Annotated in this window: 19 protein-coding genes; 13 read left to right on the plus strand and 6 right to left on the minus strand. The window is 65.7% G+C overall.

What is annotated here, in order from left to right:
- Nucleotides 1-147: 147 nt before the first annotated feature.
- The 3 genes from K3172_RS10960 to K3172_RS10970 all read right to left on the minus strand — a co-directional run bounded on the left by K3172_RS10960 (nt 148) and on the right by K3172_RS10970 (nt 4045).
- Complete coding sequence (locus K3172_RS10960) at nt 148-540, minus strand: YdbL family probable chaperone protein (protein WP_221589973.1); 393 nt, start codon at nt 538-540, stop codon at nt 148-150.
- An 11-nt stretch (nt 541-551) separates the two neighbouring features.
- Complete coding sequence (locus K3172_RS10965; protein ID WP_425594710.1) at nt 552-716, minus strand: YnbE family lipoprotein; 165 nt, start codon at nt 714-716, stop codon at nt 552-554.
- A 95-nt stretch (nt 717-811) separates the two neighbouring features.
- Nucleotides 812-4045 carry an intermembrane phospholipid transport protein YdbH family protein gene (locus K3172_RS10970; RefSeq protein ID WP_221589977.1) on the minus strand — a complete coding sequence of 1078 codons (3234 nt, stop codon included), beginning with the start codon at nt 4043-4045 and terminating at the stop codon, nt 812-814.
- A 36-nt stretch (nt 4046-4081) separates the two neighbouring features.
- Here K3172_RS10970 and radC point away from each other — a divergent pair, with 36 nt between their 5' ends.
- Nucleotides 4082-4816, plus strand: coding sequence for a RadC family protein (gene radC, locus K3172_RS10975; RefSeq protein ID WP_221589978.1), 735 nt, complete (start codon nt 4082-4084; stop codon nt 4814-4816).
- A gap of 9 nt (nt 4817-4825) precedes the next feature.
- On the opposite strand, the gene K3172_RS10980 is transcribed toward radC, so the two are convergent.
- Nucleotides 4826-7609 carry a DUF3857 domain-containing protein gene (locus tag K3172_RS10980; RefSeq protein WP_221589980.1) on the minus strand — a complete coding sequence of 928 codons (2784 nt, stop codon included), beginning with the start codon at nt 7607-7609 and terminating at the stop codon, nt 4826-4828.
- 208 nt (nt 7610-7817) lie between these two features.
- Here K3172_RS10980 and purB point away from each other — a divergent pair, with 208 nt between their 5' ends.
- The 9 genes from purB to K3172_RS11025 all read left to right on the plus strand — a co-directional run bounded on the left by purB (nt 7818) and on the right by K3172_RS11025 (nt 16016).
- On the plus strand, nt 7818-9128 hold the full coding sequence (gene purB / locus K3172_RS10985) for an adenylosuccinate lyase (protein ID WP_221589982.1): 1311 nt from the start codon (nt 7818-7820) through the stop codon (nt 9126-9128).
- 59 nt (nt 9129-9187) lie between these two features.
- Nucleotides 9188-9538 (plus strand): LapA family protein, encoded by a 351-nt coding sequence (locus K3172_RS10990; protein WP_221589984.1) that lies wholly within the window; start codon nt 9188-9190, stop codon nt 9536-9538.
- Nucleotides 9535-10209 carry an orotidine-5'-phosphate decarboxylase gene (gene pyrF / locus K3172_RS10995; protein WP_221589986.1) on the plus strand — a complete coding sequence of 225 codons (675 nt, stop codon included), beginning with the start codon at nt 9535-9537 and terminating at the stop codon, nt 10207-10209. Before K3172_RS10990 ends, pyrF begins: the two co-directional genes overlap by 4 nt.
- 352 nt (nt 10210-10561) lie before the next feature.
- Nucleotides 10562-11047 (plus strand): GNAT family N-acetyltransferase, encoded by a 486-nt coding sequence (locus tag K3172_RS11000; RefSeq protein ID WP_247718145.1) that lies wholly within the window; start codon nt 10562-10564, stop codon nt 11045-11047.
- 9 nt (nt 11048-11056) lie between these two features.
- A complete protein-coding gene (locus K3172_RS11005) occupies nt 11057-11701 on the plus strand; it encodes a phosphoribosylanthranilate isomerase (RefSeq protein ID WP_221589988.1) in 645 nt (214 codons plus the stop codon).
- Between the two features lie 76 nt (nt 11702-11777).
- Nucleotides 11778-12995, plus strand: coding sequence for a tryptophan synthase subunit beta (trpB, locus tag K3172_RS11010; RefSeq protein WP_221589990.1), 1218 nt, complete (start codon nt 11778-11780; stop codon nt 12993-12995).
- Nucleotides 12992-13771 carry a tryptophan synthase subunit alpha gene (gene trpA / locus K3172_RS11015; protein WP_221589992.1) on the plus strand — a complete coding sequence of 260 codons (780 nt, stop codon included), beginning with the start codon at nt 12992-12994 and terminating at the stop codon, nt 13769-13771. The genes trpB and trpA overlap by 4 nt, the downstream gene beginning before the upstream one ends.
- Before the next feature lie 128 nt (nt 13772-13899).
- Nucleotides 13900-14748, plus strand: a complete 849-nt coding sequence (accD, locus tag K3172_RS11020; protein WP_221589994.1) for an acetyl-CoA carboxylase, carboxyltransferase subunit beta — start codon at nt 13900-13902, stop codon at nt 14746-14748.
- 8 nt (nt 14749-14756) lie between these two features.
- Nucleotides 14757-16016 (plus strand): bifunctional folylpolyglutamate synthase/dihydrofolate synthase, encoded by a 1260-nt coding sequence (locus tag K3172_RS11025; protein ID WP_221589997.1) that lies wholly within the window; start codon nt 14757-14759, stop codon nt 16014-16016.
- 6 nt (nt 16017-16022) lie between these two features.
- On the opposite strand, the gene K3172_RS11030 is transcribed toward K3172_RS11025, so the two are convergent.
- Complete coding sequence (locus K3172_RS11030) at nt 16023-16418, minus strand: hypothetical protein (protein WP_221589999.1); 396 nt, start codon at nt 16416-16418, stop codon at nt 16023-16025.
- Nucleotides 16419-16482: 64 nt separating this feature from the next.
- Nucleotides 16483-18204, minus strand: a complete 1722-nt coding sequence (locus K3172_RS11035; RefSeq protein WP_221590001.1) for an AmpG family muropeptide MFS transporter — start codon at nt 18202-18204, stop codon at nt 16483-16485.
- Nucleotides 18205-18277: 73 nt separating this feature from the next.
- Between K3172_RS11035 and K3172_RS11040 the strand changes: the two genes are divergently transcribed.
- The 3 genes from K3172_RS11040 to rsmD are packed head-to-tail and all read left to right on the plus strand — an operon-like array spanning nt 18278 to nt 20778.
- Nucleotides 18278-19441 carry an aromatic ring-hydroxylating oxygenase subunit alpha gene (locus tag K3172_RS11040; protein ID WP_221590004.1) on the plus strand — a complete coding sequence of 388 codons (1164 nt, stop codon included), beginning with the start codon at nt 18278-18280 and terminating at the stop codon, nt 19439-19441.
- A gap of 18 nt (nt 19442-19459) precedes the next feature.
- Complete coding sequence (locus K3172_RS11045) at nt 19460-20227, plus strand: pseudouridine synthase (protein ID WP_221590006.1); 768 nt, start codon at nt 19460-19462, stop codon at nt 20225-20227.
- A complete protein-coding gene (gene rsmD, locus K3172_RS11050; RefSeq protein WP_221590008.1) occupies nt 20224-20778 on the plus strand; it encodes a 16S rRNA (guanine(966)-N(2))-methyltransferase RsmD in 555 nt (184 codons plus the stop codon). Before K3172_RS11045 ends, rsmD begins: the two co-directional genes overlap by 4 nt.
- Nucleotides 20779-20906: the final 128 nt, after the last annotated feature.

Consider the following 20906-nt stretch of genomic DNA (forward strand, 5'->3'; position numbering starts at 1 on the left):
TTGCCCGCCGAGGGCGCCGCCCCCTTAGAAGGGGGGCCTTGGGGAGTCAACACGCCACGCCGCGCTTATCGCGTCATATGGTCCAAAAGTAACGCCCCGCCGCCACTGCTGGCAACGGGGCGCAAGATTACGAGCGTGTGGCTGCGGTCAGGGGCAGCGCGAATCCCGCAATGGCGCACCAGCGCCGCGGGTCTGCCAGCTGCCGTCGGGGGCCTGGTATTTCTCGCCGGCGGTGGTCGCGAGAATCGCCTGGCAACCGGCGGTCAGCGCATATTCCTCGAGCGTCGCGTTGGTCGCCTTGGCGCGTTCCGCGTAGACGGCGCGGCGCTTGATGTTGATGTCGTTGACGAGGCGCTGCAGGTCCGGCGTGGACGCGCCGACGATACCGAGATAGCCGTCCATCTTCTCGCCAACCTGGCCCGAGGACCGTGCCGCAGCATAGGCCGGATCGCGCTGGGCGAAGGCAGGGGTCGCGAGGCCGCCGAGGGCGGTCGCAAGGGCTGCGCCGGTCAGGACGGCCCTGAAAATTCGCTTGGTCATCACATCACCCATCAGAAAATATCCGCATTCTCTTCGATCGTGTTCCCCGCGTCCTGCGCGAGGCGATAGATCACTTCCTGCCGGATGTTGACGTTGAGCTCGATCACGATCGGCTCTTCGGGGGCATTCACCGTGATGCACCCGGCAAGCGCGAACGGGACGAGCATGGCCGCCATCATCCGTTTCGCACCGCGTGTCCTGCTGCTCCCCTGCATCGCAAGGCTTCTCGCAGCGCGCGCGCGGTCCGTCAATTCAGGGTGTATCATAGCGCTCATTCGCTTTCCTGCTGCTGAATGGTGGGTTCATCCGGGATAAGGTCGCCCGGATTGATTTCGGGTTCGGCTTCCTCGCCGGTGATGCTGGGCCGCAGCAGCCGCTTGCCGTCGTCGGACAGCAGGCCCAGCTCACGCGGGTCGCGCACCGCTGCGGGATCGTACATGCTCTTGAGGCTGGTCAGCAGCTGATAGAACTGCGCCCGGATGTTGATCCGGAACTGCAGCGGAAGCGCCGCGAGGCGTTTCGTGACGAAGTTCGATTTGGCTCCTTCGCCCTGGCTGACGCCGTCGAAGCGGACGCGGGTCACGATTTCTCCGGTCAGCGGCCCTTCCATGATGACCCGCATCTGGTCGTAGTCGAGGCTCTTCAGCGCATCGAACGCAAAATTCGCGATGGGCGACAGGTCTTCGTAGGTCAGTTCGCCGACATAGGAGATATTGCCGCCCGGCGAACGGGAGATGAGGACCCCGGTGTCGATACGGCCATTCCCGTTTGCATCGAATACGATCGGCACCGTGCCGTCGAAAACGCCGGTCGCGGAGAGGTTTTCGAGCTCCATCTGCGCGACGAATTGCGCAGCTTCGAGCCCGACGATTTCGAAGATGTAGCGCCGTTCTTCGCTCACGCCGAAATTGAAATCCACGTTGCGCAGGATCAGGCGGCCACCCATGAACGGCCAGCTACCGCCGGCGACAGCCAGCAGGGTGCCGTTGCGCAGTTCGAATTCGATTTCCCCGTCGATTACCTCGATACCCGGATTGACCGAGGCGACGCGCAGTTTCTGGTTCGGGGCGGTGGTCAGGTTCAGCAGATCGGTGAATTCGATCGTCCCGCTGGCGCCCTGGACCGGGCCGAAGGCGGCTGCGAAATCGAGCTTCTCCGTGCCGAACGTCCCGGAACTGCTCACCGAGCCATCGGCGAACCAATCGATCCTGCCCTTCCCCGTCACCGTGCCATTCGCATTGGCAATGACGCCGAGAGCCAGCGTCGACAGCTCGTCGGGCTGCAAGGCGTCGTCGAACACCAGGCCCGGAACCGTGAGATCGGCATGCCCTGCACCCCTCGCGAGATCGTGCAGGATATCCACCTCGGTCACCAGACGGCCGCTCGCCGGGTGGCGCAATGAGGCTGCTGCGCGGATTGTATTGTCCACCAGCGTAAGGACTCCGTCGCTGGCGACCAGGGGCTCGAAACGGTCCGGCTCCTCGCGATCGAGCAGACGGAACGCGCCGTCGGCGATAGTCAGCTTGCCTTGGGTATAGTCCCACCGTCCGCCGGCATTGCGAATGTCGAGCGGAATGGAGGCGAGCGCGACCTCGGCGTCGGAAAAACTGCCCTCGATGTTCGGCCCCAATTTCGCATCGAGGTCGGTGATGCGAAAGCGGCTGGCGGTTTCGACCGGGCCCAGCGACACGTCGATGGCGCGCGCCGTCATCACGCCCGGATAGGCAAATCCGACCGGTCCTGTCGCGAGGCGGATGGGGGTCTCGCCGAGATAGCCCTGGAGGTCCAGCGCAGGCGTGCCCGCAGCCACGCGCAAGCCGCCCGGCCCCGATGACAGGATCGAACGACCCTTCGGAGGGCACAGGGTCAGATTGCGATTGTCGAAGCGCAGGCTGGCCAGTTCGAGCCGGTCGAAGCTGACGTCGGTACACCCGCCCCACACGGCCAGGGTGCCGTTGGGTCTCCAGCTCCCGTCGATGGGGACGCGCAGGTTGGACGTCGCCCCGCCGGGCAACGGCCCACTCGCCTCGATCGCGCCGGCGAAGCGCAACGCGCCGTCAGCTGTCTGGAACACTGCCATCTTCGGAACGGACAGCGCCGCCCCGTCCGCCTCGTAACGCTCCATGGAGAGCCGGAAGGCGGACGACGAATTGCCTTCGCGCTCCATACGGCCGGTGATCCGGGGCAGGCCAGCTCCACCGGTCGCGATATTGCCCGACAGCGTCGGTGCGCCTTCGCCATCGGTTGCGTAGGCGAAGCGCGATACCGAGAGGATCCGGGCGCCGCTGCCGCCGCGCAGGTCGCCAGTCGGCACCAGCAGAGAGATGCGGTCGCTCGACCGGCGCAGGCGCAGGTCCGCCTGAAGCGCGCTGCCCCGCGTCTCCGACTGGAGCGCGAAAGCGATCTTGCGGGTGATCGGGGCGAGCAGCGTGCCTTCCCCGGTCGTGGAGAGAGAGTTGAGCGACGTCACCAGTTGCGGGCCCAGCCGCAGGCCGTTGCCTTCGATCTGGCTTTCGACGTCGATCCGGTCGAATGCCGATTGTGCCCTCGCCTGCCCTTCCAGCGTCAGCACCGCAGCGAGCGCCTGCGGGCTCGCAAATCCGCGGCCGGCGAGCGAGAAGCGCGCCGTGGCTATATCGCCGGGCATGCTCGAGCGTATCGTCCCCGTCAGGCCCGCGACCGCGTATTCGCCGTAGCTGGTCCTGCCGCCGTCGACGCGCGCCTCGATCCGCGGAGCCGATAGCTCCCGATCGAGCGATGCATCGACGGCAAGTGCGTAGTCGTTCGCCGCAAAGCCGGACGATTCGCAGCCGAGCGAAGTCAGCCGCACCGGCCCTGCAAAACGCGGCTCGCCCGCTGCCGTCGTTACCTTGCCGTAAGCGCTGGCACCCTGCGCGGCGCAATCGCCGAATGCGAGCTCGGGTGCAGTGGCGGCAACCATCCCGTCGAAGCCATCGGACAGAAGCCCTCGCCCCTCGGCCTTGATGCCGACCGGTCCCCAATCGGTTTCCAGGAGCGCGCGGCCGTCGCGCAGGTCGAGGTTCAGTTCGGGAAGCCCCGGCGGCCCATCGCTCTCGCGGAAGATTGCCCTGTCGAGCGAGCCGAAACTCAGCGTCCCGTTGCGATAAGAGCCGAAAAGACGCGGCTCAACCAGCTTCACCGACGCGATTTCGGGAAGACCGATCTTGTAGCGCAGGCGGACCACGACCCGCTCTGCGGTCAGGTCCGGCGCGGCCGGATCGCCGATGACGAGATTGGTGATCACCTGCGTGCGCCCGCCGATCCGCTCGATATCGTAGGTCCCCGGCAGGTCGTAGGCATCCAGCTGGTCCTGGATGATGTTGTCGGCAATGCTGTAGCGGGAAAACCACGCTGCGATTAGCGCGGCCAGGAGGATCGCGAGCAGCATGCTGGGGATCGCCCAGCGCTTCTTGCGCCAGCGCGAACGGGCATCGCCCGCGAATCCCTCCTGCGGATACTGGCTGTCGCTCTCGGCGCTTTCCATCGACCCCACACTTGCGCGCAAGCTGCGCCAAAGGCAATGCAAGTGGTTGAAACGCTGGGATCGGGGGTTTGGTTGCCGGACAAAGACAAAATTGCCGCAACGCATGCCGGGGCCGGTCATCGCGAGCGATTGCGGCAGCGCCTCCTCAAGGGCGGGCCCGAGGCCTTGGCCGACTACGAACTGCTCGAGTTCCTGCTGTTCGCCGCGATCCGGCAGGGCGATACCAAGCCGCTGGCGAAATCGCTGATCGCGCATTTCGGTTCGCTGTCGGCCGTGCTCAACGCGGAGCCGGGCGCCGTGGCGCAGGTCAAGGGAATGGGCGAGGCGAGCGCCGCCTCGCTCTACGCCGTCGCCCTCGCCGCCCGGCGCATGACGCGCGGCATGGTCGAGGACAAACCGGTGCTGGGCAGCTGGCAGGCGCTCCTGGACTATCTCGCGGTCGACATGGCCCACCTCACCGTCGAGCGCGTCCGGGTGCTCTATCTCAACGCGCAGAACCGTCTGATCCTCGACCACCATGTCGGTGACGGGTCGATCGACGAGGCGGCGATCCACCCGCGCGAGGTCATCCGCAAGGCCTTCGACATCGGGGCGACTGCCCTGATCCTGGTGCACAACCACCCGAGCGGCAATCCCGAGCCGAGCCGCGCGGACATCCAGATCACCCAGCGCATCGCCGAGGCCGGACGTCTACTCGGCGTGACGGTCCACGACCACGTGATCATCGGTCGCAGCGGGCATGTCTCGCTGCGGGCGAAAGGGCTGATCTAGCGTTCCGTCTCAGCTCTTGGGTCGCAGCCCGTACCGCTCATAGCGCGCCTCGATATCGGGCGAGAGCCGCTTGGCATGGAGGATATCGGTCTTGCCCTCAGCTTCGCCGCGCGCCAGCCGGATGATCCCGCGCAGGTACAAGCTCGCGGCCTGCGACGGGTCCTTCTTCAGTGCGGCATCGAGATCGGCCAGCGCGTCATCCTCACGGCCCAGCCGGTGGAAAACCAGCGCCCGACTGTCGAGCGCTGCGGCGCTATAGCCATTGGCCTTGACCGCGCGGTCGCATAGCTCCGCGCTATCACCGATGCGATAGTTCCACGTGCCCATGAACCAGCATTGCGAGTTGAGCAGCAGTTCGTCGCCGGGACGGTCCGCCAGCGCATCGGCCAGCATGGTCCAGGCTTCCTCCGTGCGCGCGGTATTTCCCGCAATCTCCGCGAACACTTGTGCGACCGAGGACTGTTCCTCCCCGCTCACCTCGATGGAATCGAGCACGGCAAGGCCCTCGTCGGCCTTTCCGGCGAGCGCGAGCGCTTGCGCGTAGGCCGCTCCGCTGCCGAGGTTGCCGGTCAGTTCGTAAACGATCCGGGACGCCTCGGCCGCATCGTCGAACCGGCCCATCTGGGCCAGCAGCGCCGCGCGTGCTTCATAAGCATCGGCGCTCCCTTTCATTGCAATCGCCTTGTCGATATCCGCCAGCGCCGCCTTGTAGTCGCGGCCGAGCATATGGAGCGTGCTGCGCAGGATGATGAATCCTTCCTCGTCCGGCCACAGGTCCATCATGACCTCGGCAGGAGCGATCAGCCCTTCGATCCGCTGCGCGATTTCCTTGTCGTCGAGTTCCCAGGAGCGACGCGGATCGAGGATGCGGATTTCAGGGTCCGCGCTGTTCATCGCCCGCATTGCGGCCTTCGCTGCCGGAATGTCCGCCGGGGCGATCTCGCCCGGAATGTAGCTGGACGAGTCGACCACGCGGACCACCCTGTTCTCGAACGTCAGCTTGCGCTCGAACTTGGTCCCGGCGACGACCTGCGCCGCGAAATCGCCTGAGCCCTTGATCTCTGCGCCGGCACCCTTGTCGGGCAGGAGGTAGGCCGCCTCTTCGATCGAAGTCATCGGTCCGCCGATCCTGTAAGGGATGTCACGCCACGCCGCCCGCGCCCGGTCAGGGTCGAACGCCCAGTTCGTCGATGCCGACTGGATCGTGTGCGTGGCGATATCGCGCTCGATGCCGAAGCTCTCGCTCAGCATGCCCTTGGCGCGCAGGCGGCCGATGCCGGTTACCGCATCGTAGCTGTAATCGGCGTCGTAAACGAAGCCTTCGAAATAGTCTTTGGTGAACTGCTGGGCATGGCCGAGCAGCGTCTTGGGATCGGTCTCGCTCGCCTGCGCTTCCATGCGGGCGGCAAGCATGCCGCGCGTCTCGACCTCGAGTTCGTAGAGCGCAGGAATGTCCACCCCGCGCGTGAAGTCGTAAGTGACGCGCATGGTGCGGTCGGCGAAGCCCGGCCAGCGCTGCTCGAGCTTGACGAGATCGGCGCCCGCTTCGCGGATCGGAAGGGCATAGCTGAAGTTGGGTACTTCGCGGATCGTGGCGAGGCGCGAGCCGGCGCTCGTCCCGTCGAGCCAATAATCGGTACCATCGATCATCGCGCGGACGATGACGTGATCGAACGCGCCAGGCAGCGGCTTCCAGACCGACACGGCATCGCCATTGTCGGTGTTTACCATCACGGCTTCGGCATCGATGTCGAGCTGGTGGAGCATCGCCAGCAACAGCAGGGTCTTCGCCTTACAGTCGCCGTAGCGCAGCGCCCAGGTCTCCATTGGCGTTTGCGGAAGGTAATTGCCGCCGTCCATGCCGTTCATGAGGTAGTTGATCTCGTCCTGCACCGTCTGCAGCGCAAGCGCCGCGCGTTCGAGCGGGACATCGGTCGCCGCACGGATCCGCTCGACCTCGGCCGCGAGCGTGCTGCCGGGTTCGATGGTCCCTTCGGTCACGTAGTGCGGTGCCATGATCGCGGCGACGTCGGACCACTTGGCGAAGCTGCCGGTCATGATCGCCGGCTGCACCTTGTAACGCCCCGGCGCATCGTCGGGCATTTCCTCGACCTTGGCGATCGGCAGCAGCATCTCGATCGTGCGATAACCCTTGGCATCGGTGATCTTCGGCTCGGGCGACTGGCCGAGCAGTGCGTAGTCGACGCCCGAAGCCTGCGGCCAGGATATCCGCAGACGACCGAAGCCGAGGCGCGTGGGTTCGGTAGTGAGGCCCTCGGTCGCCTGCACCTGCCCGTCGAGTGCCTGGTCACGGCTCGAGGTGGTGCTGGCGAAGCGCAGGATGTCGCCCACCTTGAGCCCGGGGATCTTGAACAGCGCTGTCAGCGCTCCGTTCACCGTGCGGCGCTCAAGTTCCGTCTCGCGGCGGATCACCTCATGCTCGATGCCGTCTGCGATCAGGTCGATCACCTTGCCGTCACGGACGATTTGGAGGCGATGCATGGTGAGGTCGCCCTTGTCGGGGAACCAGCCGAACTGGAGCGTCCCTAGGCGCGAGAGCACCTGTGCATTGCGAACATCATAGGCGATGTCGGTGTAGCGGTGGACCACCCCGCCTTCGAGCCGCAGCTGGCGGTCGAACACGGTAATCTCCTGCCTTTCGGCAACCGCCGCGTCGAAATCGACCGGAACGACCCACTCGGGGACGTCTGCAAAATTTACGGTCTCGCCCGCCGTCGCCGGCGCCGAAAGAATGGCAATCGGTGCGACTGCGTAAAGAAACGCGGCTCTCACAAGTACTTCCCCCAAGTTCTTCTTTTGATGGAGCGTATCGCTGGACGCAGCGAATGCAATCGCAATATCGGCGAAACGCAACGCTTCGTCGCAGGCGTACAATTTGTCGCAGACCTATTTGCGTTGCGCACGGGGTTGCGATTCGGCCCTCCGGAGCCTAGCGGCAGCGCCACATTCCCCGCGCACACAGATCCGGAGTTCGCCCGCAATGGTTCCCCGTTACGCCCGCCCCGCCATGACCGCCCTGTGGGAGCCGGAGGCGAAGTATCGCATCTGGTTCGAGATCGAGGCGCACGCGACCGAGAAGCTCGGCGAACTGGGTGTGGTGCCCAAGAGCGCAGCCAAGGCATTGTGGGACTGGTGGGCGACCGACCCAAAGATCGACGTGGAGGCGATCGACGCGATCGAAGCCGTGACCAAGCACGACGTGATCGCCTTCCTCACCTGGGTGGCCGAAAACGTGGGCGAGGAAGCGCGCTTCATGCACCAGGGCATGACCTCCAGCGACGTGCTCGACACCACTCTGGCGGTCCAGCTGGCGCGCGCCACGGACATCCTGCTCGAAGACCTGGACGATCTGCTGGCCGCGATCAAGCGCCGCGCAGAAGAGCACAAATACACGCCGACGATCGGTCGCAGCCACGGCATCCATGCCGAGCCGGTGACCTTCGGCCTCAAGCTCGCGCAGGCGTATGCCGAGTTCGATCGCTGCAAGACCCGCCTCCTCGCCGCGCGCGATGAAATCGCCACCTGCGCCATTTCGGGCGCGGTGGGGACCTTCGCGAACATCGATCCGAGCGTCGAAGAATATGTCGCGGAAAAGCTGGGCCTTAAGGCCGAGCCGGTGTCCACGCAGGTCATCCCGCGCGACCGCCATGCCATGTACTTCTCTACACTGGCGGTTATCGCGGGCAGCATCGAACGGCTCGCCGTCGAAGTCCGCCACTTGCAGCGCACCGAAGTGCTGGAAGCCGAAGAGTTCTTCTCCAAGGGCCAGAAGGGCTCGTCGGCCATGCCGCACAAGCGCAACCCGATCCTGACAGAGAACCTCACAGGCCAGGCGCGCATGATCCGCGCCTATGCCCTCCCGGCGCTCGAGAACGTGGCCCTGTGGCACGAGCGGGACATCTCGCATTCCTCGGTCGAGCGCTTCATCGGGCCGGACGCGACGATCACGCTCGATTTCGCGCTCGCCCGCCTGACCGGCGTGGTCGACAAGCTGCTCGTTTACCCCGGGCGCATGCAGGCCAACATGGACCGCATGGGCGGCCTCATCCATTCGCAGCGCGTGCTGCTCGCGCTCACCCAGAACGGGGTCAGCCGCGAGGACGCCTATCGCCTGGTCCAGCGCAATGCGATGAAGGTTTGGGAATCGGACGGCCGCCTCATGTTGCTCGACCTGCTCAAGGCGGACGAGGAGGTGACGGCCGCGCTGTCCGCGGAAGAGCTCGGGTCCCGCTTCGATCTCGACTACCACTTCAAGCACGTCGACACGATCTTCGCGCGGGTCTTCGGCTAGACGCGAGCGCCTGTCCGGCCTAGCAAGGACGAAACAGGCAATCGGGAGCCGGAACCACAATGCAGATCGTCCGCACAATCGTCTGGGTCCTGTTGCTGTTCGCCCTGCTGGCGTTCAGCTTCTTCAACTGGAAGCCGGTCGAGGTGCAGATCTGGTCGAACACGGTGCTGGAAACGAAGCTTCCGGCGCTGGTGGTGATTTCCTTCCTGCTCGGCCTGCTGCCGATGTGGCTCATCCACCGCACCAGCAAATGGCGCATGACCCGCCGAGTCAATGCGCTCGAGGCGGTGACCACCAAGATGGCGGCTCCCAAGACGGACGCTACACCCACGCCCGCCACGGCACCGCGCACCGACTTGCCGCCCGAACCCGCCAATCCCGTCGATCCGGAACCCAAGACCCCGCAATGAGCAATCCCATCTACCTCGCCCTCGACATTCCCCGCCTGAGGGAAGGGATCGACCTCGCCAAGGCGGTCAAGGGGCATGTCGGCGGGATCAAGCTCGGGCTGGAGTTCTTCTGCGCGCATGGTGCGCACGGGGTGCACATGATCGGCCAGCTCGGCCTGCCGATCTTCCTCGACCTCAAGCTCTATGACATCCCCAACACGGTCGCCGCCGCGATGCAGGCGATCCACGTGCTCGAACCCTCGATCGTCACCGTCCACGCTAGCGGCGGGCGCGCGATGCTGGAGGATGCCAAGGCAGCGGCAGGGGAGCACACCAAGGTCGTCGGCGTGACCATGCTCACCAGCATGGACGACCGCGATCTCCAGCGGACCGGCATTCAGGGCAGCGCGCACGATCATGTGATGCGCCTCGCCGAACTTGCTCAGGATGCCGGGCTCGACGGGATCGTGTGTTCGGGCCAGGAAGTGAAGTCGGTCCACAAGCAGTGGAAGGACGGTTTCTTCGTCGTTCCGGGCCTGCGCCCTGCCGGCAGCGCGGCAGGCGACCAGAAGCGCGTCGTCACCCCCCGCCAGGCGCGCGACGATGGGGCCAGCGTTCTTGTGATCGGCCGCCCGATCAGCCGCGCGCCCGATCCCGCGCAGGCCGCCCGGGAGATCGAGGCGACGCTTTGAACAAGTCGGCAAGTCAGCAGAATAGGGTGCTTCTGTGGGTCGGCTTAGCCCTGTGGCTTAGCGCGACTGCCAATGTGGGTTTCTGGCTTGCCACCGCAGGGATCCTGACGCGACGCGGAGTCAAGACCGAAGGGGCGGGTTACATCCTTTCGCTCAGCTCAAGCCTGATAATAGCAATTCTCGGCGCGATATTCCTTGCGCTGTGGCTGCGCGAAGCCGCTCGACGCCGCAGGGCCGGCCATTCGTCATCGGACCAGGGCGAGGCGCCGCGACGGCTTGGGGACATCCTCTCTGAAAGCCTTCGACAGCGTAGAGATCGGGAGGGCTGACAATCGCTTCGCTCGACGTCGCATTGCCCGGCGATGCCCCTGCCCTCAAGGACCTGCTCGAAGCCGCCTACCGCGGCGATTCGGCGCGGCGGGGATGGAATCACGAAGCCGATATCCTCGACGACGATCGCGTCGCGCCCGGGGAGGTCGAGGCGCTGCTGGTCGACCCGCTTGTCACCATGCTCGTTGCCCGCGACGCAAGCGAACTGACCGGCTGCGTGGCCGTTACCCGGCGCGATGCGCGGCTCGCATACCTCGGCATGCTGTGCGTGCGCCCGGACCTGCAATCGGCGGGTCTGGGGCGCAGGCTGCTCGATGCAGCTGAAGATAAGGCTCGCGCCGACGGGATCGCAGTCATGGAGATGACCGTCATCGACAGCCGCGACAGCCTGATCGCCTGGTACGAACGACGCGGCTACGCGCGCAGCGGCGAGACTCGGCCGTTTCCGGTTCCACGCGATCCGCCGATCACATTCGTCGTGCTGGAAAAGCCGCTCCCGACAGCCTAGGTCCCATCGATGGCCCCGCCCCTTATCAAGATCTGCGGCATTGCCACGCCAGAGGCGCTGGATGCGGCAATCCATTCCCGGGCGGATTTCGCTGGGTTCGTGTTTTTCCCGCCTTCGCCGCGCCATGTCGACGCGCATGCGGCAGCGGCGTTGGCCGCGCGGGGCGGCGGTGCGATCGGGCGCGTCGGCCTGTTCGTGGATGCCGACGACGGCCTGATCGCCGAGAGCGTGCAGGCGGGACGCCTCAATGCCCTGCAATTGCACGGCGAGGAAACGCCGGAACGTGCGGCAGAATTGCGCTCGCGCTTCGGCTTGCCGGTCTGGAAGGCCCTGCCGGTTGCCGCCCATGCCGATATCGACCGAGCCGCAGCCTATCGCGACGCAGCCGATCTCATCCTGTTCGATGCCAAGACACCGAAGGACGCAGCCCTGCCCGGCGGGATGGGCTTGCGCTTCGACTGGTCGCTGCTTGCCGCCTACCGCGAGAAGATGGCTTGGGGACTGGCCGGCGGCCTGACACCCGCAAATGTCGCCCAAGCGATTGCCCAAACGGGAGCGCCTCTGGTGGATACCTCGAGCGGCGTCGAAAGCGCCCCCGGCGTAAAGGACCCCGCGAAAATCGCAGCGTTCTGCGCCGCCGCCCGCTCCGGCTGACCGTAGGCCCGTTTCGCCTTCGGCAAACCAAGCTGTCTCGACACGGCGCAGGCACATCGGCAAGGGAATGCCCGCAATGACCGAATCCAAACCCAACACCTTCCGCAACCAGCCCGACGATCGGGGTCACTTCGGCGACTATGGCGGGCGCTATGTCGCCGAAACGCTGATGCCGCTGGTCCTCGACCTGGAGCGCGAATACCGCGCGGCGCAGGCCGATCCCGCATTCCAGGCGCAGTTCGACGACCTGCTCGAACATTACGTGGGCCGCCCCTCCCCGCTCTATTTCGCCGAGCGGTTGACCGAGGCGCTTGGCGGCGCGCAGGTGTGGTTCAAGCGCGATGAGCTCAACCACACGGGCGCGCACAAGATCAACAATTGCATCGGGCAGATCCTGCTCGCCATGCGCATGGGCAAGACACGCATCATCGCGGAAACCGGCGCAGGACAGCATGGCGTCGCGACCGCGACCGTCTGCGCGCGCTTCGGCCTGCCTTGCGTCATCTACATGGGCGCGGAGGATGTGCGGCGGCAGTCGCCCAATGTCTTCCGCATGAAGCTGCTGGGCGCAGAAGTCGTGCCGGTCACCAGCGGGCGCGGCACGCTGAAAGATGCGATGAACGAAGGGCTGCGCGACTGGGTCGCGAATGTCCACGACACCTTCTACATCATCGGCACCGCCGCGGGACCGCATCCCTATCCCGAGCTCGTCCGCGACTTCCAGAGCGTGATCGGCAAGGAAGCGCGCGCGCAGATGCAGGACCGCATAGGCCGCCTGCCCGATTTGCTGGTGGCAGCCATCGGCGGCGGGTCCAACGCGCTCGGCCTGTTCCACCCCTTCCTCGACGATCCAGACGTGAAAATGCTCGGCGTGGAAGCGGCGGGCTATGGCCTTGACGGAGACCAGCATGCGGCCAGCCTGCTCGGCGGCTTCCCCGGGGTGCTCCATGGCAACAAGACCTATCTGCTGCAGGACGAGGACGGCCAGATCACCGAAGGCCACTCGATCAGCGCGGGTCTCGACTATCCCGGCATCGGCCCCGAACACGCCTGGCTCAAGGACATGGGCCGCGTCGAATACACCGCCGTCACCGACGACGAGGCGCTCGACGCATTCCAGCTGCTGTGCCGGACCGAGGGCATCATCCCCGCGCTTGAACCCAGCCACGCTATCGCGGCAGTAGCCAAGCGCGCCAAGGAAATGCCGAAGGACAGCGTGATCCTCGCCAACTTGTGCGGACGCGGGGACAAGGACATCTTCACCGTGGCCGAAAGGCTTGGGGTGGAGATGTGACCCGCCTCTCCGCTGCCTTCTCCAAGTCCCGCACCGCGCTCGTCTGCTTCCTCACCGCAGGCGATGGCGACACCGCGGCCAATCTCGACGCGCTGGTCGAGGGCGGCGCGGATGTGATCGAGCTGGGGATGCCGTTCACCGATCCCATGGCCGATGGGCCGGCGATCCAGAAGGCCAATATCCGCTCGCTCGGCGCAGGAACGACCACCGCCGATGTGCTGCGCATCGCGACCGAATTCCGCGGACGGCATCCCGACGTCCCGCTGGTGCTGATGGGCTATGCCAATCCCATGATCCGGCGAGGGCCGGAATGGTTTGCCTCTGCCGCCAAAGACGCTGGCGTTGATGGCGTGATCTGTGTCGATATCCCGCCCGAAGAAGACGATGCACTCGGCCCGGCACTGCGCGAAGCGGGCATCGCCCCGATCCGCCTCGCCACGCCGACCACGGACGACAAGCGCCTGCCTGCCGTGGTCGATGGCAGCGAGGGCTTCCTCTATTACGTCGCGGTCGCAGGTATCACCGGCATGCAGCAAGCGGCGATCGAGTCGATCGAGGCCAATGTCAGCCGCATCAAACGTTCGACCGACATTCCCGTCGCAGTCGGCTTCGGCGTGCGCACGCCGGAACAGGCTGGCGAAATCGCGCGCGTGGCCGATGGCGTGGTGGTCGGCTCGGCGCTGGTTGAGCTGGTCGCCGAGCACGGCGCGAATGCTCCGGCGAAGCTGCGCGAACTCACATCTGCATTGTCACAGGCGGTCCGTACGGCCCGCTAGCTTCCGAAGTCATTGCGAGCGTAGCGACGCAATCCGGTCCTGCGCTCGCTGGATTGCCGCGTCGCCTGCGGCTCCTCGCAATGACTGAGTGTTTGAGGTTTCGCACAACCGGATTATAGGCCCACCGCATGAACTGGTTCACCCGCGTCCGCAATTCGCTCCCCTTTTCGGCCAAGCGCACCACCGACAAGGACCTGTGGGTCAAATGCCCCGGGTGCCAGCAGATGGTCTTCGCGCAGGAATACGAGGACAACGCCTACGTCTGCCCGCGCTGCGACCACCACGGCCGGATCGGCGCGGACGAGCGCCTGCGACAGCTGCTCGACGCAGGTTATGAAGTCCTCCCCATTCCCGAGGTCAAGGAAGACCCGCTCAAGTTCCGCGACACGGCGAAATATACGGATCGGCTCAAGAAGGCGCGCGCGGCCAATCCGCACAAGGATGCCTTCCTCGTCGGCTCCGGCGCGATCGAGGGCAAGTCGGCCGTCGTCGGCGTGCAGGACTTCGGCTTCATGGGCGGATCCATGGGCATGGCCGTGGGCACCGCCTTCTGCCAGGGGGCGGAGCGCGCACTCAAGCGCCGCTGCCCCTACGTCGTCGTGACCGCAGCGGGTGGCGCGCGCATGCAGGAGGGCATTCTAAGCCTGATGCAGATGCCCAAGGCGACCGTGATGACGCGCCGCCTGAAAGAGGCCGGCCTGCCCTATATCGTGCTGCTGACCGACCCGACCACCGGCGGCGTTACCGCGAGCTACGCCATGCTGGGCGATATTCACATTGCCGAGCCCGGTGCGCTCATCGGCTTCGCCGGCCAGCGCGTGATCCAGGACACGATCCGCGAGCAGCTGCCCGATGGCTTCCAGCGCGCCGAATACCTGCACAAGCACGGCATGGTCGACATGGTTGTCCACCGCCACGAGCTGAAGGACACGCTGGCGACGGTGCTGGATTACCTGGCCCCCGCCGAGGCTGCCTGAGCCGCACCATGCGGGACTTCGCCCGCTCCGACAGTCCCGACGTCCAGCGCCAGCTCGACCGACTGGGTGCGCTCTCCGTGCCGCAGGGTCGGCTGGGCCTCGACACCGTCCGCGCGCTGCTCGCCCGCCTCGGTGATCCACACAAGCGCCTGCCGCCGGTCTTCCATGTGGCCGGGACCAACGGCAAAGGGTCGACCTGCGCCTTCCTGCGCGCGATGCTGGAGGCGCAAGGTTACAGGGTCCACGTCACAACCAGCCCGCATTTGGTGCGCTACAATGAACGTATTCGTGTCGCGGGCGAACTGATCTCCGACGAGCGGCTAGCTGCAGTGCTGGCGGAGGTCCTCGATGTCGGTGAGGATCTCGAGCCGAGTTTCTTCGAAGTCACCATCGCCGCCGCTTTCCTGGAATTCGCTCGCGTGGCTGCCGATGCCTGCGTGGTCGAGGTGGGTCTCGGCGGCCGCTTCGATGCGACCAATGTGCTGGAACCGGAGGCGCTCGCCGCCTGCGGCATTGCAGCGCTTGGGATCGACCATGAGCGGTTCCTGCTCGTTCCGGAGGGTGGCGTCCCGGCCGAACCGATGGCGCGGATTGCATTCGAGAAGGCAGGGATTGCAAAGCCTCGGGTGCCGCTCGTGACGCTCTGGCCGACCTATCCCGCAGAAGCGCAGGCCGCCATCGCCGCGGTGGCCACGCGTACTGGCGCGAAGCTTCACGCGGTTGCGGCCAGCGCCGCTGACGAACTCGCGGCGGGACCGCTCGGCATGCCCGGCGCGCACCAGCAATGGAATGCCGCCCTCGCCATCGCGATGCTCTCCCATCAGGATCGCCTCGCGGTCTCCGAGGGAGCTGTCCAAAAGGGGCTTGCTGAAGCCACCTGGCCCGCACGGCTCCAGCGCCTAGCACCCGGGCCGCTGATCGGCGAGCGCGAGACCTGGCTAGATGGCGGACACAACCGCTCGGCCGGCGAGATGCTTGCGAGGCACTTTCGCGGGAAAAGGGTTCATCTGGTTATCGGCATGATCGAAGCGAAGGATCCCGCAGGCATGATCGAACCGCTGAAAGACTCCATCGCCAGCCTAACGGTCGTCCCGGTGCCGGGTCACGATTGGCATCCGGCGGAGGCCTTCGGACCGGCAGCTGTCGCGGCTCCGGGTGTTGCCGACGCGCTGGCCAGCCTGCCCTATGACCGACGCCCCGTGCTCATCGCAGGATCGCTTTATCTCGCGGGAGAGGTGCTGCGCCAGAACGGCGAAGCGCCCGACTGAACCCGGTCAGCCGGTCGGATAAATGCCCCGCGCCCAGAGCTTCGCGGCCACCCGCAACTCATCGAAATCCCGCCGCACCATGATCGGAGCCTGCGCCTTCGTTTCCTTGATAATGCTCGCTCGAAGCGGTTCCTCGAACTCGATGCCAAGGTGCTGTCCCTTGCGCCAACTGACTCGACCGAAGCCTTCGAACCTGAGCCAGGTCAGGAAGCAGTCGTCGATATCGAAGTCCTGCTTCGCGTCGACCTCGAGCACCACGATGTGCGCACCGCCTTGCGACAGGTCGACGATTTCGACGCGCTTGCGCCCTTCGAGGGTTTCGAGATGGCCGAGTACGCCGAGCGGCAGGCGCAAGTAATCGCGCTCTTTATGCGGCAGGGACTCTTCGTGCATACCCGACATGACTGCGGGTCATACGGTATCAGTGGTTACCGTTGTTTAAACGCAAGAAAGGCTTCGGTGACGCCTATTCGGCAGGAGCAACTTCACCAGCTTCCGGGGCCACGACACCTGCCGCATCTTTGCCACGACTTTCGCGCCACCATTCGATGCACACGAGCACTGCAGCGCCCAGCCCGATCCACGTGGTCAGGACGAAGACGTCGTAATACCCCTGCTTCTCGATCATTTCGCCCAGCGCGCCGCGGCCCAATGTGCCGACCAGTAGTGTGAGCGACGACAGCAGCGCATATTGCACCGCGCTGAACTTCTTCGAAACGATGGAGGACAGCCAGGCAATATACGCAGCACCGGCGATGCCGATCGCCAGGTTTTCGAATGCGATGGTGATGGTCAGCTTGGCGAGCGCCGCGTCGCCGATGCCGGGCACCTGTTCGATCAGGGAGGTGAAGCCGATCGCATTGCTGAAGGCCTGCATGTTCGCCCCGCCGTTCGCCATGTCGGCATAGAGGAGATTGGTCAGCGCGGCGAGGATACCGCCGATCAGCAGAGTCGGCATCCGGCCGATGGCCGTCAGCAGGAAGCCGCCCAGCGCCAGGCCTGCGATGATCGCGCCGACGCCGAAAAATTTCGAAGCAAAGGCCACGTCGTCATTCGTGTACTGCAACTCGCCGAGATAAAACGGATAGGCGAAGGTGCCCCAGATCGCATCGCAGATCCGATAGGTGAGGACCACCGCCAGGATCAGCACCAGCGACCAGCCCATCCGTCCGACGAACTCCACCAGCGGAAGCACCAGCGCGCGGTAGAGGTGGTCGAGCGCATAGGCCCCGCCGCTCGCGGCAGGCGCGTCTTCGACGAGCAGGTGTCTGCCCTGCTTCTTCTGCGAGGCCAGCCAGCCGGCGATCAGGGCCGGAAGGACGATCGTCGCAACGATGATCCAGGGTCCGATGTTCAGCGTGAAGTCGGTCGGGTTCGGCCGGTCCTCCGGCGCATAGGTCATCGACATGATCATGAAGGCGAGCACTGTGCCGATGGCCACCGCCCACAGCAGGCCGACCAGCACGAGCGCACGATTGCGGACGGCAGGGTTCAACTCGCCCGCACGGCGCAGCGCACGGACCTGCTCGTCGCCCTCGCCCAATTCCGCCGCGCCTTCCGCGTTCGGGGCCCACAGGCCGACCACGCCGACCGCGAGCAGGATGCCGCCCATCATCATGTAAGTCTCGGGCCAGCCGATGCGCGCCGCGATGATCAGGCCGAGTGCACCGCCGACGAGCGACGAAAGCCGGTAACCCATCTGGTAGACGGTCGAGAGGATATCGATCGTTGCCGTCTCGTCCGCCACGTCGATCCGCCAGGCGTTGATCGCGATGTCCTGCGTCGCGCTGGCAAAGGCGCCGATCCCCGCCAGCAGCGAGAACATGCCGAGCTGCGTGCGCGGTTCGAGCGCGCTCATCGTCACCAGGATCGTCCCCAGCAGCAATTGCATCGGCACGATCCACTGCTTGCGCCTGCCCAGCTTGCGAAGCACTGGCAGGTCGACCTTGTCGATCAGCGGCGACCACAAGAACTGGAAGGCATAAGCGAGCCCGATGAGCGAGAAGATGCCCATCGTCTCGAGGTCGACTTCCGCTTCGCTCAGCCAGGCGAACAGCGTGCCGAGAAACAGCGCGAAGGGCAGGCCGCTGGCAAACCCGAACAGCAGCATGAAGCCGGTCTTGCGGTTGCCGAGCGCCATGCCGAGCGCCCGCCACGCCGATACCTTCTTCTGTGCGACCTCTGCCATTCCCTAGCGTCCTTCCGTTTCGCCCGCTTTTTTGCGACACTAGCCGCGAGAGAGAGCGAGAGGAACAGCCGTCATGAGCGCTGTCGACACCAAACATTCCGCCCGCCGCCCGACCGACGGCATGCTGGCACTGGCAAGGGATATTGCCGAAGGGCGCAAGCGTGACGCGGCCGAGGCCAGCACGGTGCCCGCGCGAGTCTATATCGATCCTGAATACTGGGCGCGCGAGAAGGCGGCGATCTACGACCGGCTGCCGCAGATCCTGTGCCCGTCGGCGCTGCTGCCCGATCCGGGCATGGCGGTGCCGCACGATGCGACCGGGCGCCCGCTGCTGATCACGCGCGACAGCGATGGCAAGGCGCATGTCTTCCTCAACGTCTGTCGTCACCGCGGCACGCGGCTGGTCGAAGGCGGCGAGGTGCAATGCGCGAAGAAGCTCGTCTGCCCCTATCACGCCTGGACCTACTCCGTAGATGGTCGACTTCTTGCCCTGCCCCGTCCGGACACCTTCCCCGGCCTCGACAAGAGCGACTACGGCCTGATCGAGCTGCCCTCGACGGAGACCGGCGGGCTGATCTGGTTCTGCCCGCAGGAAGCGGCCGCAGACTTCACAGTGGCCGAAACGCTGGGTGCCGATTTCGACGCGCTTGGCATGGGCGAGCATGTCCTGTTCCGTCGCAAGACCCACGAGGTAGCGGGAAACTGGAAGCTGATCATGGATGCCTTCCTCGAAAGCTACCATGTAACCCGCCTTCACGCGAAGACCATCGGCCCCTTCTTCAAGGACGGCGCGACCAGCGGCGACATGATCGGCCCGCATTCGCGAAGTGCGGTGGGGCGGCTCGAGGAGATGGAGGGCGCCGACCTGGAAAACATGGCCGAACTGCGCCGTGTGGTGACATTCGCCTACCAGCTCCTGCCCGGCGCACTCATCATCCCCAGCCCCGACTACATCAACGTCATGGTGATGATGCCGCAAGCGCACGACCGGACACTGGTGGAGGATTTCATGCTGATCCCCGAGCACCCTGCCACCGACAAGGCGCGCGACCATTGGGAACGCAGCTGGGCCCTGCTCGACGGAGGCGTGTTCGCGAGCGAGGACTTTCGCGCGGCCGAGCTGGGCCAGCAGGGCCTCTCGACCGGCGCGGTGCCACACCTCACGCTCGGCACGATGGAGGGCGGCATCCGGCGCTATCACGAGACGGTCGAGGAGGCCTTGCGCGCCGCCAACTGAGCGCCTAACCGCGCCAGCATGTCCGACAATCGACTTCCCGAAGACGGCGACCGCATCGCCAAGCTGCTCGCGCGTGCGGGCATTGCCAGCCGCCGCGAGATCGAGCGCATGATCGCCGACGGCCGCATCGCGATCGATGGCAAGGTGCTCGACACGCCTGCCGTCAAGCTGACCAGCCTGCGCGGGGTGACGGTGGACGGCAAGCCGGTCGGCAAGGCGGAGGACACGCGCCTATTCGCCTTCCACAAGCCCTCTAGCATGCTGACGACCGAGCATGACCCCAAGGGCCGCGCCACCATCTACGCGGCGCTGCGCAATGCGCTGCCCGAGGATGCGGGCCGCGTCATGCCCGTCGGCCGACTCGACTACAATACCGAAGGCTTGCTGCTGCTCACCAATGACGGCGAGATGAAGCGCGCGATGGAACTTCCCTCCAGCGGCGTCCCGCGCACCTACCGCGCCCGCGCCTTCGGCGATGTCACGCAGGCACAGCTCGACGAGCTGATCGAGGGAATCGAAGTGGACGGCGTGCGGTACGGCCGGATCGAGGCCAATCTCGAACGCGGCTCGGGGCGCAACCGCTGGATCGAACTCACCTTGCGCGAAGGGAAGAACCGCGAGGTGCGCCGCGTGCTCGAACATCTCGGGCTGGAGGTTAACCGCCTGCTGCGTATCGGCTACGGCCCCTTCCACATCGGCGACCTCCCGCGCGGTCAGGTGCTGGAAATCAAGCGCGGCGATGTCGAGAGCTTCAAGCGCGAACTGGCGCGCGGCGGTCGCTCGTGAGGATCATCGCCGGCGAATGGCGTGGGCGCAAGCTGGTCGCACCGCCGGGAGAACTGACCCGGCCCACGGCGGACCGGACGCGCGAAACGCTGTTCAGCATGCTCACCAGCCGTCTCGGCAGTTTCGAGGATCTGCATGTGCTCGACCTGTTCGCAGGCTCGGGCGCGCTGGGCCTCGAGGCGCTGTCGCGCGGGGCCGCCTCTTGCCTGTTCGTCGAGCAGGATGCCTCTGCGATCAAGGCGATCCGGGCGAATATCGACACGCTCGGCGCACGGCAGAAGACGACCGCGCAGCAGGGCTCGGTCATGAGCCTTGGTCCGGCGAAAGCGGCGCACCAGCTGATCCTGCTCGACCCCCCCTATGGCACAGGCGCGGGCGAGGTTGCGCTCGACCGCATGCTGCGGCTCGGCTGGATCGACGGCTCGACCTGGATCGCGCTCGAAACGGGGGCGAAGGAAACGGTGACGGTGAAATCGCTCGAATGCGTGGCCGATCGCCGCGTCGGGAAAGCGCATCTCTGGCTGTTGCGTCTCTCGGCTACCGCCGCCTGAACCCGAGCGCCGTGTTGTGTTGTCGGCAGGGACCCAGTGGTGCTCATCAAATGCGTACCGCACACAGAAAAGGGCGGAGCCGCCATGGCAGCTCCGCCCCCTCAAGCCTCGCAGCGGCCCAGTTCAGG

It is taken from the genome of Qipengyuania proteolytica, assembly GCF_019711565.1.
Lineage (GTDB): Bacteria > Pseudomonadota > Alphaproteobacteria > Sphingomonadales > Sphingomonadaceae > Qipengyuania > Qipengyuania proteolytica.

What these genes read in the sequence shown, in the direction of transcription:
- K3172_RS10960 (WP_221589973.1), bottom strand. Translation starts at nt 540, where the DNA reads ATGACCAAGCGAATTTTCAGGGCCGTCCTGACCGGCGCAGCCCTTGCG.
- K3172_RS10965 (WP_425594710.1), bottom strand. Translation starts at nt 716, where the DNA reads ATGGCGGCCATGCTCGTCCCGTTCGCGCTTGCCGGGTGCATCACGGTG.
- K3172_RS10970 (WP_221589977.1), bottom strand. Translation starts at nt 4,045, where the DNA reads ATGGAAAGCGCCGAGAGCGACAGCCAGTATCCGCAGGAGGGATTCGCG.
- radC (WP_221589978.1), top strand. Translation starts at nt 4,082, where the DNA reads ATGCAAGTGGTTGAAACGCTGGGATCGGGGGTTTGGTTGCCGGACAAA.
- purB (WP_221589982.1), top strand. Translation starts at nt 7,818, where the DNA reads ATGGTTCCCCGTTACGCCCGCCCCGCCATGACCGCCCTGTGGGAGCCG.
- K3172_RS10990 (WP_221589984.1), top strand. Translation starts at nt 9,188, where the DNA reads ATGCAGATCGTCCGCACAATCGTCTGGGTCCTGTTGCTGTTCGCCCTG.
- pyrF (WP_221589986.1), top strand. Translation starts at nt 9,535, where the DNA reads ATGAGCAATCCCATCTACCTCGCCCTCGACATTCCCCGCCTGAGGGAA.
- K3172_RS11005 (WP_221589988.1), top strand. Translation starts at nt 11,057, where the DNA reads ATGGCCCCGCCCCTTATCAAGATCTGCGGCATTGCCACGCCAGAGGCG.
- trpB (WP_221589990.1), top strand. Translation starts at nt 11,778, where the DNA reads ATGACCGAATCCAAACCCAACACCTTCCGCAACCAGCCCGACGATCGG.
- accD (WP_221589994.1), top strand. Translation starts at nt 13,900, where the DNA reads ATGAACTGGTTCACCCGCGTCCGCAATTCGCTCCCCTTTTCGGCCAAG.
- K3172_RS11025 (WP_221589997.1), top strand. Translation starts at nt 14,757, where the DNA reads ATGCGGGACTTCGCCCGCTCCGACAGTCCCGACGTCCAGCGCCAGCTC.
- K3172_RS11030 (WP_221589999.1), bottom strand. Translation starts at nt 16,418, where the DNA reads ATGTCGGGTATGCACGAAGAGTCCCTGCCGCATAAAGAGCGCGATTAC.
- K3172_RS11035 (WP_221590001.1), bottom strand. Translation starts at nt 18,204, where the DNA reads ATGGCAGAGGTCGCACAGAAGAAGGTATCGGCGTGGCGGGCGCTCGGC.
- K3172_RS11040 (WP_221590004.1), top strand. Translation starts at nt 18,278, where the DNA reads ATGAGCGCTGTCGACACCAAACATTCCGCCCGCCGCCCGACCGACGGC.
- K3172_RS11045 (WP_221590006.1), top strand. Translation starts at nt 19,460, where the DNA reads ATGTCCGACAATCGACTTCCCGAAGACGGCGACCGCATCGCCAAGCTG.